Source organism: Paenibacillus sp. JJ1722 (assembly GCF_048282685.1).
In the GTDB taxonomy this organism is placed as follows: domain Bacteria; phylum Bacillota; class Bacilli; order Paenibacillales; family Paenibacillaceae; genus Paenibacillus; species Paenibacillus polymyxa_B.
Window position 1 is genome coordinate 5,021,158 of record NZ_CP182500.1, and the last position, 24,078, is coordinate 5,045,235.

Below are 24,078 nucleotides of genomic sequence, written 5' to 3' on the forward strand. Positions count from 1 at the left end.
TTCCGTAAGAAGGCATTCCAAAAACATAGATAAGGAATGAGGCTGGAACCCCATTCCTTATCTATGTTTTTGGAGGACCCGCGAAACACTTGTGCTGCGGTCAACATCCTCTTTTTCGAATCTAATGCCACTCTGCTTTTATGGTGAACAGCAATATCACGCTTTTTTAGCAATGACCAGCACTTTACCCTGATCCAGTTCTTTTTCATAAAAGTCAGCTTCGGTATCTGTAAATCCCAAGGAAGTAATTTTAGCGCGAAGCTCATCGCCGCGGGAACGGAACAAGTTGGCTAATGAGTCGAAAACGCCCTCTTCCTTAATCCCGATTTCCTTGGCATCCACCGTATCAGCAATACGATCTGTCCGATCCTGATCATGAGCGAGCACGAACACATCCTCATAACGATAGCCCGTGTTACGCAACTCATTTACTGCTTCAACGGCTTGTACACCGTTATCTACCACTTTGGCATAAGATTTATGATTGGTCTGATTCATGTTTCTCACGCTCCTTTAAGGATTGACTTCTCTGACTATTACACTTCACACATCCATTTGAAACTTCCATGTTATGTCACGCCTCGGAAATATCAATTACCATTCCGTTTCATCAAAAAACTCGACATACTTAGGTTTATCAGACGTCTCATCCATAAACACTTTGATTGCACGTTGTCCGCGTACATAGACCTCTCCGTCTTCCGCCGTGAATTGCGAGCCACCCAGCGCCTGATCCAGCGTTTTCCGTTGCAGCGGCAGCCACTCATCATTTACCTTGATTCGACCGGCAGCAGGGTCTACATGCACATAAGAAACGACGTCATCACGCATACCAACTACAACATCTGGATATTGGTATTCTGTAGAAAGCAGCAGCATATCCTTTTTGACTCGTAGTGGCTTGCCCAGCTTTTTCAATACATCGGCACGTGTATCATCCAAAGATATGCCATTTAAGGTATGAAAATCTGCTGGTACAGCATGTGGAGCGGGTATCGTCTGCACAGTCCTAACTATATGCCCCGCTGTTTGCGGGGAAACGGTTTGCTGAACCGTATCCTGTCTGGAAAAGGGAGTGAGCAAACCAGCAGCTAGTAATAACGTCTTCATCATAAATCTCACCCTTTCAATGAATTTCCTGTAGTTTACGGTTCAGCCACTATGCTACTGACGCATTTTCTGCCACACCCCAGCAGCGATGTCTACATAACCCAACCAGTTTTTACCCGGCTTGGCCGCAGGCTCTTCATAAGTCGCATTGTAGCTCTGAACCGTCCGCTCCGTTGCGGTCAAAGGTCTACTCGGTGTCGTTGCCTTAATCGCGTTATCCGTTCTGGAAGTATTACTCGCAGCGCTATGCGATTTCTGAAACCGTGTCATTAACGCTGTTGAAGCCTGCTTGGCAGCCAGCGTCACTTCGCTGAGTACCTCCCCCAAGTTTCTAACCGATTCCATCACTGGCTCCACTTGCTTCAATTTATGATCAACATCTGCGGTGATGTCATTCGCATGTCGAACCGTTTGTTTTACTTCATAACTCAGTTCATCTACCGTTTTTTGCACATCCTGTAAGGTTTGAGTCACCTTATCCAGTGAGCCTTGTGCTGCTTTCAACGTTTTAATGAGGAAAATAACGAGAACTGCAAATGCGATAGCAATAATAAAAATGCTGACCTGTGTTAACATGGCGTAACCTCTCTTTCGTCTTTCACGATGATGTTTATGATTACTGCATAGTTACCCTTTAGATTCAGACACGAAACAACGTCCAGGCTGGCTTCTTCTCCGCTCCAAACGTTATGATTCACGGACTCTCGCACCGTTTAAAACAACATATAACGATGGCACAGCCACGAGTAATCTATAGAAGTCACCGTCATCTGCAACCACGCTCTATCGGGGCGTGAGTATGCCACATTATATACAATTAAAGGAGGATACAGAACATGCTAAAATGGTCCGCTTTATTCTTAATTTTTGCTGTGATCGCCGGAATCTTAGGTTTTTTTGGTATCGTCGTGTCCATAGCTGCTACAATCGCTAAAATATTATTTGTGATATTTCTGGTGTTGTTCGTCATTTCACTCTTTACCGGAAGAAGACGGGTTTCATAGTTATCGGATGCTAGCTGTACAAAAGCAATATTCTAATGTTTATAAAAAAAGGATGTTCCCACCCTGGTCAACAGGGCTGTGGAACATCCTTTTTTGATGCAGCTTTTTTACGGTTAACGGCGCTTTTATTGAATCACGCTGCCCCCAAACAGGAAACGGTCCTGCCAAGGCTTGCTGAAATCCGTAACTTTTACACCGCCACCCGCTACAGAAAACGTATGGAGAAGCTTGTTGTCTCCCAAATATACAGCTACGTGTGTAATCGTTTGAGAGGAATTATCCAAGGACGTGTACGCCCCGGAAGATGCATTATAATTTGTAAAGAAGAGTAAATCGCCACGCTTCAGCGTAGTCATGTCTGTATTCGGCTGACTGTTTTGCTTGATCCACTCACCCTGTGAACGGGAATCTGCCGGAAGCTGGATACCTACAGCCTGACGGAAAATTTGACGTGTAAATGCCGAGCAATCAAATGTGGCCGTACTGTTACGATCCGAACCATATTCATATGGAGTTCCGAGATAAGTCATCCCCGTATTAATAACCTGCTCTATTGCAGCCGCTGCATCACCGGAAAACATGTTCGTAGTTGACGCAGGAGATGCTGTCACAGGTATTGCGGTAGTATCAGGAGTGGTTGTCACCGGAGCAGCCACAGGCTGCTGCACAACAACGCCCTCACCAATACGAATATACTGTGGAGACGAGCTGACATAGCCCACCGTACCATCAGCATTGGTAACCTTGAACCAATAGGCATTACTTGGATCAGTAATCGTAACGACATCCCCTGCATTCAAATAGCCCAAAACCTCGGAAGAAGTGGATGCCTCCGCCCGCAAACGAACGGACGTTTGAATCGTGGCTTTCGTTTGACCGGCAGAACTATTCACTGAGGCTACAGCCTCTTTAGCTGAAACATTTTTAACTGACTCTGCGGCTTCCGGTTTACGAGTGGTAGACGGGGTGACAGCAGCAGCGACACTGGTAGCGCCAATTTTTATGTACTTGTCAGAGCTGCTAGTGTATCCGGTTACTCCATCAGAAGTCTTGATCTTATACCAATAGCTGTTCGTTTTCTCCAATACCGTTACGGCCTCTCCCTGCTTCATAAAGCTGACTACATCCCCTGTAGTCGAAGGACCAGATCTAAGCTTTACAGCCGCCTGAATAACCGCCTTCTGTCCTGTGGATGCTGTTGATGCCGCTGCGTCAACCTGACCCGGCGCCACATGAATTGCTGCCAACAGCGCGGCTGACGTCATGAGCATTCCCATCACGCGTCTTCTCAATGTTGCACCTCCTGGCTGTTTTTACGAATTTGAAGAGCATATCCAATTCCGACGAATATAGCCGGACATGCCTTCATTATAGTAAAAGCAGCAGGAAGAGAGATATAATCCAAACGTCACAAAAGGAAGCGTATACGCCTTTTGCATATAGGTCTAAAGTCACTTTTAGCACTAAACATTTAATAATTAATCTATAATTTGGGTTCTACATGGACATGGACATGCATCGTATTATGAACCTCTTGCAGACGTTCCTCAATCCGGTCGCTGATCCGATGCCCTTCAATCAGGCTGAGTTGCGGATTGACCTCAATGACCACATCCACCAGCGCATGATTGCCGTGTACACGTGCCTTAACGTCCCGAATCCCCTCTACTCCAGGTATACAGGCAATCGTACTCCGTAAGTCAGACAGCTCTTGCTCATCAAATCCATCGGTCAAGCTGTGCGTGGAATCCTTAAAAATATCCCACGCTGTTTTACAAATGATAAATCCTACCGCGATCGCAGCTACAGTATCCAGCCAGGGTAGGCCGAACTGTGCGCCGATAATGCCAACTGCTGCCCCAACACTGACAAGTGCATCCGATAGATTATCCTTGGCCGCTGCCAGCAAAGCCTTATTGTTAATTTGCCGTGCCAGTCTGTTATTGTAAAGGTACACTCCCAGCATAATCACTGCACAAATCACAGCTACACCCGCGGAGGTGATATCCGGTATTTGCTTTCCGCCCTTGAAAATGCTCCCGATCCCATCAATAAGCACCTGCAAACCGACGACAGCCATAATAAAGGACGCCAGCAGCGCCGCGATCGTTTCTGCCCGAAAATGTCCATAGGCATGGTCAGAGTCCGGTGGCTTTTGGGAAATTCTCAGTCCAACCAGTACAGCAACCGACACTACAATATCGGTGACATTATTGAAGCCATCCGCCCGCAACGCGCTAGAAGCAAATATATATCCGCTAATCAGCTTAAAGGCGGACAACAAGAGATAAGCAGCAATGCTCACCCACGCCCCACGCTCACCTTTTCGTATCTCTTCATAGACATTTACCACAACGTAGGACACTCCTTCAAATATATAGTTCCCAGCAGAACGATCTCACCGGGCCCAAAAATAAAAATAGCAGCGTTGCTGCCCTGAATAATATCAATTTTCTTTGGTTAACTGTTATTTTCAGGATAGCAGACGAACTTTGTGTGGGTCTAGAGAAACAGTCTTTCCGCTCTGCATCGCTGTAGTAACAACGAAAAAGTATTGCCAGGCCCCATTCCTGTAGGTTATACAAAACATTTTTTACTTCACGCAAAAAACAGAGGTTTTCTCTTCCAACCCACCCCAGATGTGTGTTATCATTGTTGCCCTTGTCCCTTCTTTTAAAAACGTATAAAATGAGGACACAGCCGCGTTTTTATTCAATCCAGCATGATTGACATGAATTTGGCGGCAACAGGAGGAATTTATTCATGAGCGATGCTAATGAACCACGTAAAGTTAATCTCGCAGATGCCATTCGGGAAAAGCTGGCACAAAAAAAACAGCAGTCCGGCGCTTCACAGCAGGGCGGCTTTCAAGGCGGTTCCGCCAAAACACTGAAAAGCCAAAATACGAAGAAGCCGAACAACCAACGCCGTCGTACAGGCGGATCATAAGCCACCCCATAGTATATATATTGTACGCAAAATCGGACGAGGTCTATCTTACCTCACTCCGGAACCGAGTAAGCTATGGGCATGACACAAAAACGAAAAAGAGGAGTCTCCCCGCCATCTAAATGGCCTAAGGAGCTCCTCTTTCGTTTATCTAGTTGTTGAAGTTAGCCGGTTTGGATATTAGCCGATTTCTACCGGATACATACGTTCACGCAATTTTGTGATTTCTTCATTTTCCAAGTATTCATCATAGCTCATCGTACGGTCGATTACGCCGTTTGGTGTAATTTCCACGATTCGATTCGCGATCGTTTGAATAAACTGGTGGTCATGGGATGTGAACAATATAGTACCGTCAAAATCAATCAGACCATTGTTCAGCGCTGTAATGGATTCCAGATCCAAGTGATTGGTCGGTTCTTCCAGCAACAGCACATTGGCACCGTTCAGCATCATTTTCGCCAGCATACAGCGAACCTTTTCGCCCCCGGACAGCACACTTGCTTTCTTAAGCGCTTCTTCTCCAGAGAAAAGCATACGTCCCAAGAAGCCGCGCAGGAACGTTTCGTCCTGATCCTTGGAATATTGACGCAGCCATTCCACAAGATTCATATCCACACCTTCAAAATAGGTGGAATTATCTTTCGGGAAATAAGCCTGGCTAGTTGTAATCCCCCAAGAGAATTCTCCGCTATCCGCTTCGATCTCGTTCATCAACACCTGGAAGAGCGTCGATTTAGGCATGCCGTTCGGGCCAACAAACGCGATTTTATCGCCTTTGTTCACAACCAGACTGAACTCATTCAGCACTTGCTCGCCTTCAACAGTTTTACTGAGGCGGTCTACTGTCAGGAGTTGTTTGCCTGCTTCGCGTTCAGGCTTGAAGTTCAGGAAAGGATATTTACGGTTCGATGGACGGATGTCATCCAACGTAATTTTATCCAGTTGTTTTTTACGTGAAGTAGCCTGTTTGGACTTGGAAGCATTCGCGGAAAAGCGCTGAATAAAGGCTTGCAGTTCCTTGATCTTCTCTTCCTTCTTCTTGTTGGCATCACGAGTCAAGGCAAGCGCAAGCTGGCTAGACTCATACCAGAAGTCGTAGTTTCCGACGTACATCTGGATTTTGCCAAAATCAATATCCGCAATATGCGTACATACCTTGTTCAGGAAGTGACGATCATGGGATACAACGATGACGGTGCCTTCATAGTCCATCAAGAAATTTTCCAGCCATTGAATGGATTCGAGGTCCAGATGGTTGGTAGGCTCATCGAGCAGCAAATTGTTCGGACGACCAAACAACGCTTGAGCCAGGAGAACACGTACCTTGTCATTACCACTCAGCTCAGACATGTTCTTGTCATGCAGGTCGCGGGGAATACCAAGACCGATCAGCAAGGAAGCTGCATCTGGCTCGGCATCCCATCCGTTCAGCTCCGCAAATTCACCTTCAAGCTCACCGGCACGTAGACCGTCCGCTTCGGTAAATTCCGTTTTGGCATACAGCGCATCCTTTTCCTTCATGATTTCATACAGACGCGTGTGGCCCATAATAACGGTTTCCAGAACCGGGAATTCATCGTATTCATAATGGTTCTGCTTGAGGACTGCCATCCGTTCACCCGGTGTCATGTGAACCTCGCCAGAATTGGCTTCAATTTCACCGGAAAGAATTTTCAAAAAGGTGGATTTACCCGCGCCATTCGCCCCAATCAGGCCGTAGCAGTTCCCAGGAGTAAATTTGATATTTACGTCTTCAAAAAGTGGGCGTTTACCATAACGAAGCGTTACGCCGCTTGTACTGATCATATAAGCATACCATCCTTATCATTAGTAAAGTGCTAAACACAAAATTACCGACGGCAATAGTATAACACACAAAAGATCGGATTCGAACCGTAGTATAAGTATAACCGCCCCTGAATCTCATCCAATATCTTATAAATAAAATAAAAAATGCTTCTGTCTCCACCATTGTCGCCTGACAAACACATGGACCAGAACCATTTTCATGTTCTAAATTCGTTGAGATGCCGTTAGGACAGACGCGTTATTCAGTCGCGGCATTGATGTTCCATGCGCTTGTAATTGTCAGGAAACCCCGACACCTAACGGAATGAGGTACATGCCGACTTCATCATCCTGTTTGATTACGACCTCCACGTCATAGACCGTCTGGATCAGTTCAGATGTAACGACCTCTGTAGGTGGGCCGTTCGCTATAATACGCCCTTCCTTCATGGCAATCATCACATCGCTATACCGAATAGCCTGATTGATATCATGCAGCACCATCACGATTGTCAGTCCATGTTCCTGGTTTAACTGCCGAATGAGCTCTAAAATTTCAAGCTGGTAGTACATATCCAAATAGGTGGTCGGCTCATCCAAAAATAAAATTGGCGTCCGCTGTGCCAAGGCCATTGCAATCCATACACGCTGCCGTTCTCCTCCTGAGAGCTGATCCAATGTGCGAGTTCTACGTTCGTTCAGGTTAGTGCAGGCTATTGCCCACTCAATCGCCTCCTCATCCTCGTCACGCCTCGCTGTGAACATGTTCTTATGCGGCAACCTGCCGAAGCTTACGAGCTTTTCTACAGTCAAGTCGGAAGGTGCCTCGTTCTGCTGATGGACTACCGCCAGTTGACGGGCCAGCTCCTTGGGCTTGTAGTGGGCTATCTCCTTGCCGTCCAGAATCACTTGGCCCAAGCGGGGAACAGCATTGTTGGACATCACGCTGAGCAGCGTTGATTTGCCGCATCCGTTGGGACCGATAATGGTAGTGATCCGTCCCGACTCAATAACAGCATTAATAGCATGCAGACGATCTGTTTTCCGATCATAAGAGAAGGTTATATCCTTAATGTCCATAGGTGCGATCCGCCTTTCTGATCAGGAATATCAGGAACGGCCCGCCAATGACGGCCATAATAATAGAAGCCGGGATTTCATTGGGAGCAAGCACTGTCCGCCCCAGTGTATCCGCGAGCAGCAGCAGCAAGCCGCCGCATAAGGCGGAAAATGGAATCAACCACTTATGATCCGAGCCAACTAGGTAGCGGGCACAATGCGGAACGAGCAGACCGATAAAGGCAATCACTCCCGCGATGGCTGTAGCCGTTGCTGCAAGCAGCACTGCAATCACAGAAATCAAAAGTCGTGCACGCGTTACATTGAATCCCAGATTTTTAGCTGTTTTATCTTGAAGGGACAAGAAATTGCACCAAGAGAACACGAGCATGGCTAAAATTAGCCCAATCCCGCCATAGGTCACAATAACCTCGACATCTACCCATTTTTTCATAGACAAGGTTGAAGTGGTAACCTGATTAATGCTAGTGACTGCATAACTGCCTCGATAGTTAAACGACTGACCTAGGCCGGAAAAAATGGCGTTCACAGCCACCCCGATCAGAATGAGACGAATCGGATGCAAGCCAGATTTCCATGAAAAACCATAAACCATTAGACAGGCTAACGCACCGCCAATAAATGAAAAGAACGGCATCCAGAAATAAAGCGCAGGAAAGACCGTCACCGCAATCAGCGAGATCAATGCCGCTCCCGAAGAAATGCCGATAACCCCTGCATCCGCCAGTGGGTTTTTCATGACGGCTTGCAGCAAAACACCCGCTACTGCAAGTGCTGCACCTGCCATCACGGACACGAAAATTCTCGGTAGTCTCAGGTCCTTGACCACATTCACCTGATCATCTGTACCTGTCCACAATCCGGTCATCAACTGACTCAAATCCACCTTGAGACTGCCTGTCATCGCTGAATACAGCATGACGCCAACGAGCAAGACAATTACAACAATAAGGCTCCATACTTTTTTGGACATGTCATCAGCTTCCTTTAATTCGAAGGATACAGCATTTTCATCAGCTCATCCAGCGCCGAGTTTGCCGCTAAATTCCCTGTTGTGCCAAACAACGGTTCAGGCAGATCATAGACATGCCCATTTTTCACAGCGTTGAAATGCTTCCAGATATCGTTAGTTTTGAACTCTTCATCGAACATTTTCACTACTTCATCCGGCATCCCGTGTGCAGCGCGCAAAATGATATCGGGGTTGGATTGCTGCAAGGCTTCGGTATTGTGGGCAATGAACTCCACCTTCTCGCCCTGAACCACATTGGTTCCGCCTGCAATTTTAACCAGATCCCCAATATAGGAATGCTCGGTAGCCACCAGATAGCTTCCTGGTACTCCCAGCAAAATCAATACTTTAGGGGATTTCTTCCCTTTGATCTTTTGTTGAATCTGGGCAACTTTCGCATCCAAAGCTCCATTAATCTCTTTGGCCTTATCGGCTTTGCCAAACGTGTCTCCCAGCTTTTGAATTTCTTTTTGCATATTCGCGAGACTTTCAAAATTTAAAAATTCGGCATTGATTTTCAAATCTTTAAATTTAGGCTCCAGATCATATTTCAGTGTCGTCACCGACAGTACGTCCGTCGGCTTCAATGACATCACTTTTTCCATATCAGGACTCATCGGATTACCCACATCAGGCACATCCTTGTAACGGTCAGGCAGCACTTTCGTGCTTGTCGGCTTGCCTGCCAAATCCAGGCCCAGTGCATCCGTGATTTCCGCAATGGCTACCGTAGTCGCCACAATACGAGGAGCTTGAGCTTTACCATCAGACGACTTTCCGGTTGCATTAGATGTTGCCGCTGATTTCGAACCATCGCTCTGATTCTGTCCAGCCTGTGCTCCTCCCGAACATCCAGCCAGCAACAAGATCACGATGCCGATTAACATATACAAACAAAACGATCTTCCTTGAGCCAATGCTATATACCGTTTCATGAAAATCCAGTCACCTCAATTCAAAATATAGAACAACATTAGGAACCCCAACTTTTCGGGTATCCGGATTTTGCAAAATTCGATTCCAGTGCTCCAAAGTGCAATATATAGACGAACTAGACCATTTCGATCTACATATTGTTCATTAGAAGTCGCTTATTGGATTTTTGCAAAATTCCTCGGGTATGTAAATGCTGACAAGTCTTGACGCCGGGGCACCAAGACTTGCTCGCATACAAACTTTGCTGTTATTCGGGCTTCATTGATGTCACAACCTGAGGCTACTTCGCTTTCAGGCTTGCTTCATCAAATTGAAACTGAACTGTATACCAGTGATCATACGGCACTCCGCCAAGGACCAAGCCAGGCACAATGACGTGTGTGTAAGCACTGATTTTCTGGGACAAGTCTCCTACCTCGAATTGAACGACACGTGTATCGCCGGATGTCGAGATCACTTCTACATCTTTCAGGGTACCGTTTTGCTCCACTTGTAGAGTTGGCATCCAAGAGCTATTTTTCAAGGTCACTTGGATATAGCGCTTGTCTCCCTTTTCAATCAGTGTGGCTGGCTTGTCGAGATAACCGTCCATAACGGAAGCTTCACTCGTTTTGTCTTTAAATACGTTGTAATTAATCGTGTATTGCTTCTCGGAAGCCGTTTGAATCGGTTGCTCAACTACTGGTTTTTTTTCTGCCACAGGTGTGGTCGTTTCTGCTGCCTTGTCCGTAGATGCTGCTGTCGGTTCAGTAGCGGTTGCAGTTGTAGCTGCATTGTCTCCCTCACCTTTAAGCGATGCACGGTCAAATTGAATCTGTCCGCCGAATTTCTCATTTAGAATGTATTTCTCAGGCAGATATACCTGTGTGTACACACTCAACTTTTTATCTAGATCAGGCACTTCGAATGCAATAGTGTGCGTGTCACCTTTGGTGTCCGAACCCATAATCGTCGGATTGGCATAACGGCCTTCAAAATCCGTTTGGAATAGCTTCAAAGCCTGGTTGTCCGTAACGGTTACATGAGCCTGAACCTTCCCATTTTTCACAATCAACTTCGCTAGACTCTGTACAAAAGGAGCCGCTAGAGAATCCTTGTCCGTTCCGTTCGCCAGCACACGGAAGTTCGCACTGTACTCTCCATCCGCTAAGTTGTTTTTCCCTTGCTCTACTTCGTCTGCTTTAGTTTCGTTGTAGTAAGAAACATCACTGGTGTTAAATTTAAATTCAAAATCGTATACCTTCTCTACCCGATCCTCAGTCTTAAAGACCATCGGAGTGGCACTTGCCACTTTAGGGGCTTCATAGACAACCAGTTGGCCTTTTACATTGTTTTTAAAGTCATTCACGCTAAAACGAACGTGCTTCGTATTGCTTGCTGCATCCTCCTGGGTCACTTCTGCGTCTCGGTAGTCCCCGCTTGCGTTGTCCCAAATGCGCAGCGCCTTCACTTCATTACTGTTTTGCAGCTTCAGACCTACAAACCGTTTGTCGCCTTCCACGACCAATTGCGCCGATTCGTCAGTGATGAAGCGTTGAGCCGGAGAATCCACTCCTGTGGAACCATCAGACAAAACGATACTGAATTTCAAAGCATATTTACCATTGGCAAGCTTGTCGAAATCCAATTTAACAATGGGATCAGCTGCACCCGAAGAGGAAGGCTCGACAAAGCTGCGAATGGTAGCAGGCTCGAATTGATACTGCACATCATATACGTGGTCATAAGGGATGCCACCCAAATCCAATCCAGGTACGATGACATGCGTATTCACTGTCACTTTATCCGACAGATTGGGTACTTCGAATTGTACTGTTCTTGTATCTGCGGAGCTCGATTGATCGACAACCTGAGCCTCTGCACCATTTACTTTGAACGTTTTAATCCAACTGCTCTTGTCCATTTTGATCTGAATCACATTTTTACCGGACTGTCTTAACAGCGTGGCTGGTTTCTGCATATAGCCATCCATCACAGATATTTCATTGCTTCCATTTTTGAGTACGGAGAAATCAATGCTGTATCTGCCGTTTTCAGTCACGGGAGTTGTGCCGCCGTCTGTTCCTTTTACCGCAATGCTGCTGCGGTCAAATTGAAGACGAAGCTTATGATCCATCTCATAAACCCCACCTGGATAGGTCGTGCTCACATGTACCTGTGCATTCATAATAGCGTCCAAATCGGCCACTTTGAATTTCACAACACGTGTGTCCGCTTTCTTGTCCACGCTTACGATATCTGCATCTGTTAACGTTCCGTTTTGTTCTGTTTTGAACTCCGTCACTGTGGCGCTGTCTTTGATCGTGAAGGAAGCTTCATACTTGCCTTTTGATACCGTCAGTGTTGCCGGAGATAATAAATATTGCGCCATTGCCGATTTTTGATCTTTTGTTGCGTGCAATGCATTGAACTGGATCGAATACGTTCCATCAGCTAAAACTTTTCCAGGCGTACCTGGCGTCCCAGGATCAACCGGGGATGTTGCCGTTCCTAATTGGAGATCGACATTATATGTTTCCACATAATTTAACTCAGGCCAGTTGATGCTTACCCATGCGTTCAGCTTGGCAGGCACTTCTTTAACCTCAAATTCGATAACACGTGTATTCGCCGTTTGATTTTCGCTTACTACGGCCGTATTGGTCAATACTCCGTTTTGTTCTACTTTAAAGCCGTCAATCTGTTTGCTCTTTTTCAAAGTGAACTGTACATATTTCCTGCCCTTACGTTCAACCAGGGTACCCGGTTTTTCTGTATATCCATCCATCATGGACTTTTCACTTGAACCGTCTTTTAACAGCGTAAAGTCCAGATTTGACGTTACTGGAGTTGAACCGTTGTCCGTTCCTGGCTGGTCAAATTTAAGGCGTATTTTGTGGTCTGCACTATACGTACCCATGAGAATATGGACTTGTGCGTTCAAAACTGTATCCAGATTCGCTACCTTGAATTTCACCACACGCGTATTGGCTGTTTTGTCCTCACTTACAATATCCGCATCCGTCAACGTTCCATTTTGTTCTGTTTTGAATTCCGTTACTGTAGTGCTGTCTTTAATGGTGAAGGAAACTTCTTTTTGCCCCTTCAATACCGTCAAAGTCCCTGGAGACACCAGATATTGCGCCATTCTCGATGCTTGATCTTTTATTGCATCCAGCGCATTAAAGTTAATAGAGTACGTTCCATCCGCCAAGGTCGGTGGTGCACTAGGGTCAGGTGTAATACTTGTGTCAAACTTGATTTGAACATGATACCAATGATCGTATGGTACTCCTCCCAGTTCCAAACCAGGCACAATCACATGAGTGTAAGCATTCAATTTATTGGATAAGTTGCTTACTTCAAACTCAACCGTACGCTGATTAGCGTCACTAACCTCTGAAATAGTTGCTGCTTCTACAAATTTACCGTTTTGCTCTGTTTGAAATGAAGGAATCCAGCTACTGTTATTAAACGTCAGTTGAATATACCATTTATCTCCTTTTTGAACGAGCTTTGCAGGCTTTGAGGCGTAACCGTCCATCACAGAAACTTCTTCTGATTTGTCCTTCAGTATTGTAAAATTAAGGACACCCGGTTTCAAGGGAACTTCCGGCTCAGGTGAAGGGGTAGGGGGAGTTACGGGTCCCTCTTTTAAAGCTATAGTTGATGGATCAAATTCAATCCAGTTTTGTCTGAGTCTATTATTTAAATTGTAATTCACATCAATTTTCTGTTCCAAATTATACACATCAAATGTTACTGTTCGTGGTTCATACGTCTTTTCCCCTTTTACTAAATCTGAAATATGGGCAGGAACGGTTTCTCCGTTTTGTCTAAATTCGATATCTGTAAAGGGAGTATTAGGATTGTCGAGAATTAAAGAAACATGATACGTAGCCTGCCCTACAGTAGAACTCTGTTCAACCGTCAACGTAGCTGGCTTTAGGAACATATCATTATAAGGGGAAGTCACTACCCCTGACACCTTGCTTTCACTTTTAACAACGTAGCTAATAGAATATTCATTAGTATCCTTCACAGTGCTGGAACTCTGTGAGTCTGCGGCTGCTACTGTGTACGCACTTGCCACATCTACTGTTGGAACCACTTCTTCTGGACTTGGCTCTATCGGATATACATCTTGCGTCACAGAGGGCTCGGATACACCAGATTCAGTTGATGAGCTTGTCTCATCAGAAGCAGATACGGTCGGAGCAAATGGGAAAACAACTGAGAGCAGCATAACAATAGCTGCAAACGTCATTAAGTATTTTTTCAATTGCCTTTTCAAGTGTATTAATCCCCCTACTTAAAATATACTCATTTGGAGCTCAATAGAATTCCAAATGAGTATAAGATCAATGTATAATTACTCCACTATTAGATGGAATCTTCGTCAAATAAAAATTGAACAGTGTAATCGTGATCATATGGAATGCCGCCAGTGTATTCTTTAGGCACACTTACATGCAACTTAACATTCAATTTTTGGGAAAAACTACTTACAGGGAACTCTACTATTCTTGTATCACCTGAGGTACTTACCACACTCGCATTCACATACTGGCCGTTTTGTTGCGTTTTGAATTCAGTGACCCAAGCACTTTTAGTAATAGCTACTCTAACTTTGTATTGACCATTATTAGCGATTAATGTAGCGGGTTTGGCGACATAACCGTTTGAGTCCATGTATGAGGTTTCATTGGTACCATCTTTGTACACTGTATAATCAACGTTATACGTTCCATTAGGCAAAGCCGCATTCGCTTTATTGGCAGAAAGTGGAGCTAGTACCACAAAAACAAGCGCTGCCATCAGTACAGTAAGCATTACTTTTTTCAAAGACAATTTTTCCATACGATTCATAATCATGTTCATGTTCTTAATCTCCTTTTACGTTTTATTTTGGATTAGATTTCGTCGAATTGCAGTTGTACATCGTACTTGCCTGTGTAGCCGATTACTGGAATTGTGATTTCAGCGTAAGCATTCACTTTTGCATTCAGATCAGCAACTTCGAATTCCACTACACGAGTGTTGTTCGCAGTATCTGTGCTTACCACAGTCGCATCTTGCAGTACGCCATTTTGCTCTACTTTGAACGTTGTAATCAGATTGCTGCTTTTCACAGTCAGACGAACGACATTTTTGCCATTAGCTACCGTAACCTGAGCAGGCTTCGTCAGGTAGCTATCCAATCGAGAAGTTTCATTGGTTTGATCCTTCAGAACGGTATAGTCTACGTTATACGTGCCGTCGGCTGCCGCCGCTTTAGCTGAGAATGGAGCAACGAGTGCAAAAACAAGCGATGTCATGATCAATGCGACGAATACCTTCTTAAAAGAAAATTGCTCAAAGCGATTCATTACCATATTCATATCTACACACACTCCTCAATTTTTTATGCGTTAATTTGTGTTGATTTTATGAACGATAAAGATGGCTTGAATTTACTTCTTGGAAGATTTAGTTGATTTTGCTGACTGGACGGCTGCTACTTTTTTGACGCTTTTGGAATCAAAAGCGAAGCGGATCGTATAGTCATGATCGTAGTTATACGCAGGGACAGTAACATGAATTTTAGAGATTAGCGGGCTGTTCACACTCGTAATTGGAAATTGTACGGTGCGGGTATCGGTTTTGGCATCCTTATGGATGACCTTTGTATCGATGATTTTGCCTTTGTAATCTACTTTAAACCCAGTTGTCCATTCGCTATGATTCAGCTTAATTTGCATGGTCATTTGACCTTTTTTTACATACAACTTAGCTGGTTTTTCAAAATAATCATTAGCCATGGACACCGAATCATTTTCTGCCTTGAGGATATTGTATTTGAGCGTGTATGTACCATCCGCCAATTTTGGAGAAGCCGCAGCGGCTACTACAGATGACGAAGTTGGCCAAAAGCTCAGCACACTCACCAGCAGAAACACAGCAATAATTGCAGAATACCCCTTCTTCATTATGACAGCAGTCCCTCCCCACGAGAATTTAAGTAATTGATTATCATTCTCAATTGATAATTAAAAAAAATAGCTCTTTTTGAGCCGTGTCTTCCCACCTTTCTATTCCAGAATTTCGCAAAATAAAGTAAACCCATCACCAATATATCTTACACTTTTCGAAAATGTCAATATGTATTTGCATGTACATAACCCCTTGATATATGCTATTTTTTAAGAAAAATTTGTAGTTCCTTCTTCTATAATTCGAATATACCCCTTTTATTTTTAGTTCAAAATTTATTTAAAAATTTGCTTTTTTCAATTGACAATCCCCAGTGATATTCATTATCATTCTCTTATACATAAATGAAAATGATTATCATTATTGTTTAACTCGAAAATTGCAGGAGGAATAACATGAAATCTTATGTGTTGTGGTCGTCCGCAGCGCTTTTATTGGCAGTTACCGGATGTAGTAATGGTGCCTCGACCGCAGATCACAAACCAACCAGTGCATCCGTATCTGCCACTTCTGGCACGACAAGCAGTGCGGCGATTCAAGTTACTGATTTTTCAAAACGGACGTTAGCGTTTCAAAAGGTCCCTCAACATATCATTGCGCTCAGCAATGGCGATCTGGATATCATATACGCATTGGGTGGAACTGCCGTGGGCAGGCCCAACTCCAATGGACCTGCCATCGTACCTGCTGCTGAGAACGTTCAGCAAGTAGGCTCCACTCATGAAGTCGATCTGGAGAAAATTACGATGCTCAAACCGGATGTCGTGCTAGGCAATTATCCTATGAATGAAAAAGACATTCCAGCCATTGAAGGAGTCGGTTCACAGCTGCTGCTGACGGGAGCCAATTCAGTTCACGATATTCAGTCGCAAATTACGCTGTTCGGACAATTACTGCAAAAGCAGGCTCAGGCCGTGAAGCTAAATCAGCAAATTGACCAACAAATAGCTAAGCTGCAAAAGGAAACCGCTTCTGCCTCCAAACCGAAGGTGTTGCTGGTCTACGGAGCCCCGGCTACGTATATGGCGGCACTGCCGAATTCACTGAGTGGAAACATTCTGGAAGCTGCAGGTGGCTCCAACATCGCCGCTGATTTTCCGGGCCTGCAAAATTTCCCACAATACGCGCAGCTGAACACAGAACGCATCATACAGGCTGACCCTGACTACATCTTCATCATGACCCATGGCAATACGGAAGATGTTAAAGCCGCATTTATAAAGGAAATGCAGGAAAATGCAGCTTGGAACGGAATCCGAGCAGTCAAAAACAATCAGGTCGAGGTTTTACCTTCAGATCTGTTCGGTACGAATCCGGGCACACGTGTCACTAAAGCGCTGGATTTGATGCATCAAAAGCTGTATCCGGCGAAATAGGCGATGGAGATGAACAAACTACAGCGCGCCAGAAGACGCACCATCGCCTGGATTACCCTTCCGATTCTACTGCTGGCCGTCTCTGTGTACGGTCTGGCCTACGGTTCGGTGTCGATTCCACTTCAAGAAATTAATCATGTTTTGCTACATAATGATGAATCTACATATCGCACGATCCTGATGGATCTCCGGCTACCCAGAGTATTAGTAGGTTTACTGGTAGGAGCTTGTCTCGCAGCTTCCGGAGCACTTCTTCAAGGTGTCATGAAAAATCCATTGGCTGACCCTGGCATTATTGGTGTATCGGCTGGAGGTGGACTTGCCGCCGTCATTACGATGGTGATGCTTCCACAGCTCAGCTACCTTCTTCCGATAACCGCCTTTTTGGGAGCCTTTCTGAGCGCAATCGTCATTTATCTGCTGGCTTGGGACCGAGGGGCATCGCCTGTTAAAATTGTGCTCGCTGGCGTTGCGATCAACGCGCTGCTGGGCGCACTCACCAACGGCGTAATGGTCATGTACAGCGACCGCGTACAGGCCGTTCTTCCTTGGCTATCCGGCGGATTAAACGGAAGAAGTTGGCATCATCTAGAGTTCATGGCTCCTTACGCCATCATTGGATTAATCGCCTCTTTCTTTGCGATTAAACCTGCTAATCTACTGCTGCTGGGCGACGATTCAGCACAGCTGCTGGGCCAGCGAGTAGAGCTTCAACGCATGCTCATTATCCTGCTTTCTGCCCTGCTTGCCGGTACAGCAGTCAGTGTAGCCGGGTTGATCGGCTTTGTAGGACTGGTCGTTCCCCATGTCATACGGCTGCTGATCGGGGAAGATTATCGGTTCCTCCTTCCCCTTTCCATTGTGGGCGGCGGAACGCTGGTTGTTCTCGCAGATACGGTGGCGCGATCCTGGTTTGACCCGATTGAACTGCCTGTAGGTATTTTGCTGGCCGTCATCGGGGCACCGTTCTTCTTAATCCTGCTCAAGAAACGGGGGAGTTTCGGATGACAGCCATTCAGGGTAAGCATATCTCCTTACAACATGGGTATTTCAAGCTGGACGATGTGAATATCACCTTGCCCGCTGGTCAGCTCACTGCGATCGTCGGACCGAACGGTTCAGGCAAGTCCACGCTTTTGCGGATCATGACCCGGCTGCTCAAGCAGGATCAGGGTCAGGTTTCCGTCCTCGGCAAGCCCGTGCAGGAATACAAGCGGCGTGATTTTGCCCAGACGATTACAATGCTACCGCAAATGAAGGATATGCTGCCGTTATTGACGGTCCGCGAGCTGGTCGCTTACGGAAGATCTCCTCATGCCAATGGCTTGAGGGTACGCCATACCGGACAGGACCAGCAAATCGTGGACCATGTCATGAAGATCACGGGCATACAGCCCTATGCAGATCGGATGTTCCATACTCTATCGGGAGGTGAACAACAAAAAGCACGAATTGCAATGGCCTTGGCCCAACAAACGGATATTCTTTTGCTCGATGAACCGACCACTTTTCTGGATATCGCCCACCAATTTGAAGTTATGGATATGCTGCGGCGTATCAATCACGAGTCCGGCTTGACGATTGTTATGGTACTGCATGATTTGCAGCAAGCTGCGGCCTATTGTCATCATATGATTGCGCTTAAAAAGGGACGAATCGCCGTTGCCGGCGAACCCCGTGAGATTTTGACGTCTGCTTTTCTTCGCGACATTTATGAAATGAACGCTACCATCAAATTTGAGAATGGCTATCCGGTTATTATACCGACCATACCACATCATTCAGGAGGAATTTAATATGGTTATCGTTACAAATACATCTAAAATCACACCGGGCAATGCACATCTACTCATCGAAAGATTTAACAAAGAAGGAAAAGTTGAAAAAATGGAAGGTTTTCTCGGTCTGGAAGTGCTGCTGACTGAAAACACGAAGGATTATGAGGAAGTAACGATCAGTACACGCTGGAAAGAAAAGGAGAACTTCCAAGGCTGGACGAAAAGCGAAGCGTTCCGCGAATCCCATAGCCACCGTCAAATTCCGGACTATATTATTGAAAATAAAATCACGTTCTATGAAGTTAAAATCGTTCGTCATCCCATCGCCAACAGCGATTCCTCTTTGGCGAGTGATACGGAAGCAGTTTAATCCTGCATCACAGCCTAAAAACAAAAAAAGCGACTCCGCAGACAACATCAATTGTCCGCAGAGTCGCTTTTTCTATAAGGATTATGTCGAATTCCTCAAATTGTAGTGGAGCAGCGACGTCCAATTTTCAGCGTCTCTCCGTGCCCCAGAACATGAATGCGTTCCTTCGCAATACCCCTACGCTCACGCTCCGCTTCGAGCCGATCCAGCGCCTCTCTTGGCGTATCATCCGCTAGCTTGAAGGCTCCGTAGTGCATCGGAATCATCTGATCTGCGCCGCAATCTACAAACCCTTGCAATGCCTCCTCCGGTGTCACATGCTGCGAGGTCATGAACCATTCCGGTTCATACGCACCAATCGGCATAAAGGTCAGGTCAATGGCAAAGCGCTCGCCAATCTCCTTAAACCCACGAAAATATCCAGTGTCTCCCACAAAATACAACGTCGGTGTATGCTCTGAATCTGTATTCGAATGAGGATGAGGTTCCGTGACGGACGTGGCAGAGCCAATCACCTGCTGCTCATTTTGCAGAACGTATCCCCCCCAATGCGAAGTGTTCGTATCAAACGGCGTGCGTCGTGTCCAATGCTGGGCTGGAACAAACGTAAATCGCACCCCTCCTACCGTAAAATGCTCCCACCATTGCAGCTCATGACAGTTACGAAAACCTTTGCGGATCATTTTCGCCTTTAACCCCGTGGGTACGAGCATCAGCGTATCTGCACGATATAATTTCCGCAACGATTCTAAATGTAAATGATCATAATGTGAATGAGACAGCAGAATGATGTCCAGTGGTGGTACATCCTGAATACGAATGCCGGGCGGAGCCAACCTTTTATCAAGAGCCATACGCTCTGCCCATACCGGATCGGTGACGATATTCAGCCCAAGATACTGGATGAAAAAGGTGGAATGTCCCACCCAGGTCGCTGTCGCCATCTCCCGATTGCTATGCAGGAACTCCAGCTCCGGGGGATGGTTTGGCACAACGAATGTATAATCCTTTATTTTGCTGCGTCGCTCCTGCCGCCATTGTCTGAATTGCTTGATTGTTTTATCGGTATTTACATGATCCATATTGTTAAAACGAACTTTGGGCATGATGCAGCTCCCTCCCTGATGAACCCGTTTTCCAAAAAACGCAGCGGTTCAATTTAACTATATATTGTCACTCGAGTGTGAACATAAAATGATGCAACATCCTGATATATGTAAAGTATAATTCAATCACGTCTGTAAAGGAAATTCTGCGATAATACAGCAAAAACAGACCTCCCGAATCAATCAGGAAGGCCTGTTCCACCTGTTGTTGTCAGTCTTGTGGATTTTTAAAGCGTGCCGAATAAATAAACAAAAACACAATCGCCACGACAATAATGATAGGTGACTCGTACATAATCGTAAAATGCTCGAAAGCAGCCACTCTAACTCACCCTTTCTTCCCTTCATGTCCGCGCACATATTTTGCATCGAACAGAAACAATCTTAATATCAGGATTAGCGAAGGGATCAGCACCAGCAGACCCGCAACAAACGCCGTAATCAATGCATACGCCATCGTAGAATTTGTAAAGCTGTCGTAGACATTAATGTAGGGATACAGAACATACGGGAGATGCGAGCGGCCGTAGCCATACCAGGCAAATGCAAATTGCAGCATCACCAATATGAATGAAACCCCCAGATGCCGCCGCTGCCATACCAGATAAACTGCTCCTGCAAAGCATATGAAGGATGCAACAAACATCCAGGCTATGTTCAGCATATTGGTAAAATGATCTGGATTTTGTTTGTTAATCTGAAAAAATGCGAGCAGACTCGCCAAAATCGTAGGAGCACTCCAGAGCAACGCGTACCCTCGTACGATTTCGAAAGCAACCTTGTCCCCTGCCCTTTTGGCATAAAAGGACAAAAACATCGCCGAGATATACAATACACTCACCAGCGCCAGAATAATAACCGCCCACGTGTAGGGGTTGCTTAATAGCTGGCCCCATTGCAGATGAACACCTGTGCTGTTTTCTACAATAATGCCGCCTTCCGAAATGGCGAGAACCGTGGATAGTGCCGCCGGAATCAGCAACCCTGTCGCACCGTATAACGCCATGTAGACGATATTATTTTTACCGGAATGCCCATACGTATTGTATGCATAATACACTCCTCGGATGGCAAGAAGCACAATCGCAATACTGCCGGGAACGAGTAACGCCGTACCATAGTAATATGCCGCATCCGGGAAGAACCCGTTTAATCCCACCACAAAAAAGATGAGAAATACGTTTGTTACCTCCCACACCGGGGACAGATACCGTTGAATGATATTGTGGATTTTGTTCTGGTGGCCTGTTAACACACTGTAAAAGCTGAAAAACCCTGCACCAAAATCAATGGATGCCACAAGCAAATATCCGAACAGGAACGTCCACAAAATGGCGATACCTACAATCTCATAGCTCACTTGCCTTCAGCCCCTTCCAGGCCCAGCTGCCTTATCTCTTCTACCGCATCCTTATTGCGGAATAGCTTGCTGAGTACCTTAATGGCCGAGAAACACAACACCAGATACAAAATAACAAACAGCACCAGCATCCACCCGACACTCGTAGAAGTGGTCGCTGCTTCGGAGACTTTCATATATCCGCGTAAAATCCATGGCTGTCTACCGACCTCCGCAAACATCCATCCGAGCTCAATAGCTACCATCGCCATCGGCCCCACCAGAATGAGCGCCAACAGCAGCCATCTGGGGTATGGTTTGCGACCTGGCAAACGCTTGCGGATCAGATATAACAGTGGAATGACGAGAATCAGCACCCCTGTAGTGATTTTGAGGTCAAACATATAATGGATAGACAGTGGCGGACGCTCATCTACGGGATAATCATTTAAGCCCTTGACCTCCGTACTGGGCAGGTTCCCGGCCAACACACTAAGTGCATAAGGCACTTTCAGCGCATACTTGATTTCACCGTTCTTATCCATATATCCGCCATATACGAAGGGCGCGTGCGTCATCGTATCAAAATGCCATTCGGCGGCGGCCAGCTTCTCTGGCTGATATTTGGCCAGAAATTTACCGGATGCATCTCCAATCATCACGGTACTGATGGCAAACACAATGGTACAGGTGGCAGTCAGCTTCAGCGCCTTTTTGAAATAAGGGTGATTACGTCCCCTCAGCATGCTGTAAGCCGCCAGTCCCATCAGCACCCCAGCGCTCAATGTATACGAAGAAGCCAGTACATGAGAAACTTTAGTCGGGGTAGCCGGATTTAGCATGGCCTGGATGGGATGAATATCAGTCATGACTCCATTTTTGAGTGTAAAACCTTGAGGTTGGTTCATGAACGAGTTCACAGTCGTAATAAAAACCGCTGATGCAGATGAGGCAATCGCTACCGGGATGAGCAGCATCAGGTGAAAATATTTGCTTTTAAACCGATCCCAGGTATACAAGTAGATGCCCAGGAATATAGCTTCGATGAAAAAAGCAAACGTCTCCAAAAACAGGGGCAGCGCAATCGCTTGTCCAGCCACCCGCATAAAGGTGGGCCAAAGCAAGCTGAGCTGTAGACCAATGGAGGTGCCTGTAACGACACCCACGGCAACGGTAATGACAAACCCTCGCGCCCACCGTCGGGCCAGCAGTGTATAATGCGGATCACCGGTTCGCAGCCCACGCCATTCTGCTAGTGCAATCATTAAGGGTACGCCAACGCCGATGGATGCAAATACGATATGAACAAACAGGGTAATTCCGGTCAGCATCCGGCTTAGCAATACAGGGTCCAATGAAGACAAATGGGTTTCACTCCTTCATTTCACATTTTAAACATCGCGGATCACTCTGGATTACCAACTAAGGAGTCAAGCGAGCTATGCTTTTAATTACGGCATATAGCATAATGGCCGCAATTACTATACATACAATAATGAGCGTTCTTTCCTGCTTGCGGAACATAGGAACGCCTCCTTCACTTATCTATTGGCGCATTTTGGTAACCTATTCACAGTTTGGTTCATTCTTCCGAGTTTTAACCCTGCTTATACATTGAATGTAGCCGTATTTCTTTTTAGATATTGTCTTATGCATTTCAATACGTTATATTGATATATAGTTAGATAACCTAATTATATGAAAAGGGTGAACTTATGCCACCAAAACAAAGTAAGCGGGACACCGTCCAGCAACCCCTTCCCCGTCTGGGTCCAGAACCTTATCTGGAGTTAATGGATCAAACTGCCCTTGCAGGAACGGACCGACAACTTGCCCGCATTGGTCTCTTCTTGCTGTGGACGGGTGATAACGTGCTGGACGCGATCGATCTAGATCTATCTGCCTACGGCCTCACAGAGAGTAAGCTAGATCTGTTGTTGCTGTTGACACTACACCAATCTCAGGCTCAGATGAGCCCCTCTATGATTGCCGACCGTCTGGGAATCCGTCGTGCATCTGTTACATCAATCTTGGACTGGACAGAGCAACGAGGATGGATTATCAGAGAACATAATTCTACAGATCGACGCAAAATTCATGTACGCATTACAGAAGCGGGGACTCATCTTGTACAGCAGGTGCTCCCTGTATTTTGGTCTTCCTGTGCTTCTCTAGCGAGTATTTTGGAGCCAGAGGAGCAGGTCGTTTTTTCGCGGATTATAGAAAAAATCCATCATCATATGGAAGGCAGATTGGGGGTGGGCAGATAAATTTT

General features: G+C 45.8%; 24 protein-coding genes. 7 read left to right on the top strand and 17 right to left on the bottom strand.

The genetic code is table 11. From position 1 onward, the window contains the following. Positions 1-156 precede the first annotated feature (156 nt). From ACM1ND_RS22450 to ACM1ND_RS22460, 3 genes are all read right to left on the bottom strand, one after another. Positions 157-498, bottom strand: a complete 342-nt coding sequence (locus tag ACM1ND_RS22450) for a general stress protein (RefSeq protein WP_023990277.1) — start codon at positions 496-498, stop codon at positions 157-159. A 96-nt stretch (positions 499-594) separates the two neighbouring features. After that, entirely contained in the window at positions 595-1,113 is a 519-nt protein-coding gene (locus tag ACM1ND_RS22455) for a hypothetical protein (RefSeq protein WP_418026580.1), read from the bottom strand. A 51-nt stretch (positions 1,114-1,164) separates the two neighbouring features. Beyond that, entirely contained in the window at positions 1,165-1,686 is a 522-nt protein-coding gene (locus ACM1ND_RS22460) for a DUF948 domain-containing protein (protein ID WP_339200896.1), read from the bottom strand. Positions 1,687-1,946: 260 nt separating this feature from the next. Here ACM1ND_RS22460 and ACM1ND_RS22465 point away from each other — a divergent pair, with 260 nt between their 5' ends. Further along, positions 1,947-2,114 carry a DUF1328 domain-containing protein gene (locus tag ACM1ND_RS22465; protein ID WP_023990280.1) on the top strand — a complete coding sequence of 56 codons (168 nt, stop codon included), beginning with the start codon at positions 1,947-1,949 and terminating at the stop codon, positions 2,112-2,114. Between the two features lie 125 nt (positions 2,115-2,239). On the opposite strand, the gene ACM1ND_RS22470 is transcribed toward ACM1ND_RS22465, so the two are convergent. Both ACM1ND_RS22470 and ACM1ND_RS22475 read right to left on the bottom strand, forming a co-directional pair. Further along, on the bottom strand, positions 2,240-3,406 hold the full coding sequence (locus ACM1ND_RS22470; RefSeq protein ID WP_418026581.1) for an SH3 domain-containing protein: 1,167 nt from the start codon (positions 3,404-3,406) through the stop codon (positions 2,240-2,242). Between the two features lie 191 nt (positions 3,407-3,597). Further along, positions 3,598-4,467, bottom strand: coding sequence for a cation diffusion facilitator family transporter (locus ACM1ND_RS22475; protein WP_028541844.1), 870 nt, complete (start codon positions 4,465-4,467; stop codon positions 3,598-3,600). Between the two features lie 410 nt (positions 4,468-4,877). Here ACM1ND_RS22475 and ACM1ND_RS22480 point away from each other — a divergent pair, with 410 nt between their 5' ends. Beyond that, positions 4,878-5,063, top strand: coding sequence for a hypothetical protein (locus ACM1ND_RS22480; RefSeq protein ID WP_013311941.1), 186 nt, complete (start codon positions 4,878-4,880; stop codon positions 5,061-5,063). A gap of 180 nt (positions 5,064-5,243) precedes the next feature. Here ACM1ND_RS22480 and ACM1ND_RS22485 read toward each other — a convergent pair whose 3' ends face one another. The 8 genes from ACM1ND_RS22485 to isdC form a co-directional block, all read right to left on the bottom strand. Continuing rightward, positions 5,244-6,872: an ABC-F family ATP-binding cassette domain-containing protein gene (locus ACM1ND_RS22485; RefSeq protein WP_023990284.1), complete on the bottom strand. Its 1,629-nt coding sequence runs from the start codon at positions 6,870-6,872 to the stop codon at positions 5,244-5,246. 282 nt (positions 6,873-7,154) lie between these two features. Next, positions 7,155-7,934 carry an ABC transporter ATP-binding protein gene (locus tag ACM1ND_RS22490; RefSeq protein ID WP_023990285.1) on the bottom strand — a complete coding sequence of 260 codons (780 nt, stop codon included), beginning with the start codon at positions 7,932-7,934 and terminating at the stop codon, positions 7,155-7,157. After that, positions 7,924-8,907 (bottom strand): FecCD family ABC transporter permease, encoded by a 984-nt coding sequence (locus ACM1ND_RS22495; protein WP_028541843.1) that lies wholly within the window; start codon positions 8,905-8,907, stop codon positions 7,924-7,926. The genes ACM1ND_RS22490 and ACM1ND_RS22495 overlap by 11 nt, the downstream gene beginning before the upstream one ends. A gap of 14 nt (positions 8,908-8,921) precedes the next feature. Next, positions 8,922-9,881: a heme ABC transporter substrate-binding protein IsdE gene (isdE, locus tag ACM1ND_RS22500; RefSeq protein ID WP_053326090.1), complete on the bottom strand. Its 960-nt coding sequence runs from the start codon at positions 9,879-9,881 to the stop codon at positions 8,922-8,924. 281 nt (positions 9,882-10,162) lie between these two features. Then, positions 10,163-14,155 (bottom strand): NEAT domain-containing protein, encoded by a 3,993-nt coding sequence (locus ACM1ND_RS22505; protein WP_418026582.1) that lies wholly within the window; start codon positions 14,153-14,155, stop codon positions 10,163-10,165. A gap of 89 nt (positions 14,156-14,244) precedes the next feature. After that, positions 14,245-14,742 (bottom strand): NEAT domain-containing protein, encoded by a 498-nt coding sequence (locus tag ACM1ND_RS22510; protein WP_418026583.1) that lies wholly within the window; start codon positions 14,740-14,742, stop codon positions 14,245-14,247. Between the two features lie 32 nt (positions 14,743-14,774). Further along, on the bottom strand, positions 14,775-15,242 hold the full coding sequence (locus tag ACM1ND_RS22515) for an NEAT domain-containing protein (RefSeq protein WP_418026584.1): 468 nt from the start codon (positions 15,240-15,242) through the stop codon (positions 14,775-14,777). Between the two features lie 72 nt (positions 15,243-15,314). After that, positions 15,315-15,830: a heme uptake protein IsdC gene (isdC, locus tag ACM1ND_RS22520; protein ID WP_322156422.1), complete on the bottom strand. Its 516-nt coding sequence runs from the start codon at positions 15,828-15,830 to the stop codon at positions 15,315-15,317. 399 nt (positions 15,831-16,229) lie between these two features. On the opposite strand from isdC, the gene ACM1ND_RS22525 reads away from it, so the two are divergent. The 4 genes from ACM1ND_RS22525 to isdG are packed head-to-tail and all read left to right on the top strand — an operon-like array spanning position 16,230 to position 19,358. After that, positions 16,230-17,210 (top strand): ABC transporter substrate-binding protein, encoded by a 981-nt coding sequence (locus ACM1ND_RS22525; RefSeq protein WP_418026585.1) that lies wholly within the window; start codon positions 16,230-16,232, stop codon positions 17,208-17,210. 9 nt (positions 17,211-17,219) lie between these two features. Then, complete coding sequence (locus ACM1ND_RS22530; protein ID WP_175405192.1) at positions 17,220-18,218, top strand: FecCD family ABC transporter permease; 999 nt, start codon at positions 17,220-17,222, stop codon at positions 18,216-18,218. Then, positions 18,215-19,006, top strand: a complete 792-nt coding sequence (locus tag ACM1ND_RS22535) for an ABC transporter ATP-binding protein (protein WP_071558250.1) — start codon at positions 18,215-18,217, stop codon at positions 19,004-19,006. The genes ACM1ND_RS22530 and ACM1ND_RS22535 overlap by 4 nt, the downstream gene beginning before the upstream one ends. A gap of 1 nt (position 19,007) precedes the next feature. Further along, positions 19,008-19,358, top strand: coding sequence for a heme oxygenase (gene isdG / locus ACM1ND_RS22540; protein ID WP_023990297.1), 351 nt, complete (start codon positions 19,008-19,010; stop codon positions 19,356-19,358). 95 nt (positions 19,359-19,453) lie between these two features. On the opposite strand, the gene ACM1ND_RS22545 is transcribed toward isdG, so the two are convergent. The 4 genes from ACM1ND_RS22545 to ACM1ND_RS22560 all read right to left on the bottom strand — a co-directional run bounded on the left by ACM1ND_RS22545 (position 19,454) and on the right by ACM1ND_RS22560 (position 23,167). Further along, complete coding sequence (locus ACM1ND_RS22545; RefSeq protein ID WP_028541835.1) at positions 19,454-20,464, bottom strand: MBL fold metallo-hydrolase; 1,011 nt, start codon at positions 20,462-20,464, stop codon at positions 19,454-19,456. Positions 20,465-20,675: 211 nt separating this feature from the next. Beyond that, positions 20,676-20,786: a cytochrome bd oxidase small subunit CydS gene (gene cydS, locus ACM1ND_RS22550; RefSeq protein WP_007432143.1), complete on the bottom strand. Its 111-nt coding sequence runs from the start codon at positions 20,784-20,786 to the stop codon at positions 20,676-20,678. A gap of 6 nt (positions 20,787-20,792) precedes the next feature. After that, entirely contained in the window at positions 20,793-21,824 is a 1,032-nt protein-coding gene (locus ACM1ND_RS22555) for a cytochrome d ubiquinol oxidase subunit II (protein WP_023990300.1), read from the bottom strand. Beyond that, complete coding sequence (locus ACM1ND_RS22560; protein WP_023990301.1) at positions 21,821-23,167, bottom strand: cytochrome ubiquinol oxidase subunit I; 1,347 nt, start codon at positions 23,165-23,167, stop codon at positions 21,821-21,823. Before ACM1ND_RS22560 ends, ACM1ND_RS22555 begins: the two co-directional genes overlap by 4 nt. 351 nt (positions 23,168-23,518) lie before the next feature. Between ACM1ND_RS22560 and ACM1ND_RS22565 the strand changes: the two genes are divergently transcribed. After that, positions 23,519-24,073, top strand: a complete 555-nt coding sequence (locus ACM1ND_RS22565) for a MarR family winged helix-turn-helix transcriptional regulator (protein ID WP_023990302.1) — start codon at positions 23,519-23,521, stop codon at positions 24,071-24,073. Positions 24,074-24,078: the final 5 nt, after the last annotated feature.

Bases quoted from the DNA above. Each gene is read 5' to 3' on its own strand.
- ACM1ND_RS22450 (WP_023990277.1), bottom strand. From the start codon at position 498: ATGAATCAGACCAATCATAAATCTTATGCCAAAGTGGTAGATAACGGT.
- ACM1ND_RS22455 (WP_418026580.1), bottom strand. From the start codon at position 1,113: ATGATGAAGACGTTATTACTAGCTGCTGGTTTGCTCACTCCCTTTTCC.
- ACM1ND_RS22460 (WP_339200896.1), bottom strand. From the start codon at position 1,686: ATGTTAACACAGGTCAGCATTTTTATTATTGCTATCGCATTTGCAGTT.
- ACM1ND_RS22465 (WP_023990280.1), top strand. From the start codon at position 1,947: ATGCTAAAATGGTCCGCTTTATTCTTAATTTTTGCTGTGATCGCCGGA.
- ACM1ND_RS22480 (WP_013311941.1), top strand. From the start codon at position 4,878: ATGAGCGATGCTAATGAACCACGTAAAGTTAATCTCGCAGATGCCATT.
- ACM1ND_RS22485 (WP_023990284.1), bottom strand. From the start codon at position 6,872: ATGATCAGTACAAGCGGCGTAACGCTTCGTTATGGTAAACGCCCACTT.
- ACM1ND_RS22490 (WP_023990285.1), bottom strand. From the start codon at position 7,934: ATGGACATTAAGGATATAACCTTCTCTTATGATCGGAAAACAGATCGT.
- ACM1ND_RS22495 (WP_028541843.1), bottom strand. From the start codon at position 8,907: ATGTCCAAAAAAGTATGGAGCCTTATTGTTGTAATTGTCTTGCTCGTT.
- isdE (WP_053326090.1), bottom strand. From the start codon at position 9,881: ATGAAACGGTATATAGCATTGGCTCAAGGAAGATCGTTTTGTTTGTAT.
- ACM1ND_RS22510 (WP_418026583.1), bottom strand. From the start codon at position 14,742: ATGAACATGATTATGAATCGTATGGAAAAATTGTCTTTGAAAAAAGTA.
- ACM1ND_RS22515 (WP_418026584.1), bottom strand. From the start codon at position 15,242: ATGAATATGGTAATGAATCGCTTTGAGCAATTTTCTTTTAAGAAGGTA.
- isdC (WP_322156422.1), bottom strand. From the start codon at position 15,830: ATGAAGAAGGGGTATTCTGCAATTATTGCTGTGTTTCTGCTGGTGAGT.
- ACM1ND_RS22525 (WP_418026585.1), top strand. From the start codon at position 16,230: ATGAAATCTTATGTGTTGTGGTCGTCCGCAGCGCTTTTATTGGCAGTT.
- ACM1ND_RS22530 (WP_175405192.1), top strand. From the start codon at position 17,220: ATGAACAAACTACAGCGCGCCAGAAGACGCACCATCGCCTGGATTACC.
- ACM1ND_RS22535 (WP_071558250.1), top strand. From the start codon at position 18,215: ATGACAGCCATTCAGGGTAAGCATATCTCCTTACAACATGGGTATTTC.
- isdG (WP_023990297.1), top strand. From the start codon at position 19,008: ATGGTTATCGTTACAAATACATCTAAAATCACACCGGGCAATGCACAT.
- ACM1ND_RS22545 (WP_028541835.1), bottom strand. From the start codon at position 20,464: ATGCCCAAAGTTCGTTTTAACAATATGGATCATGTAAATACCGATAAA.
- ACM1ND_RS22565 (WP_023990302.1), top strand. From the start codon at position 23,519: ATGCCACCAAAACAAAGTAAGCGGGACACCGTCCAGCAACCCCTTCCC.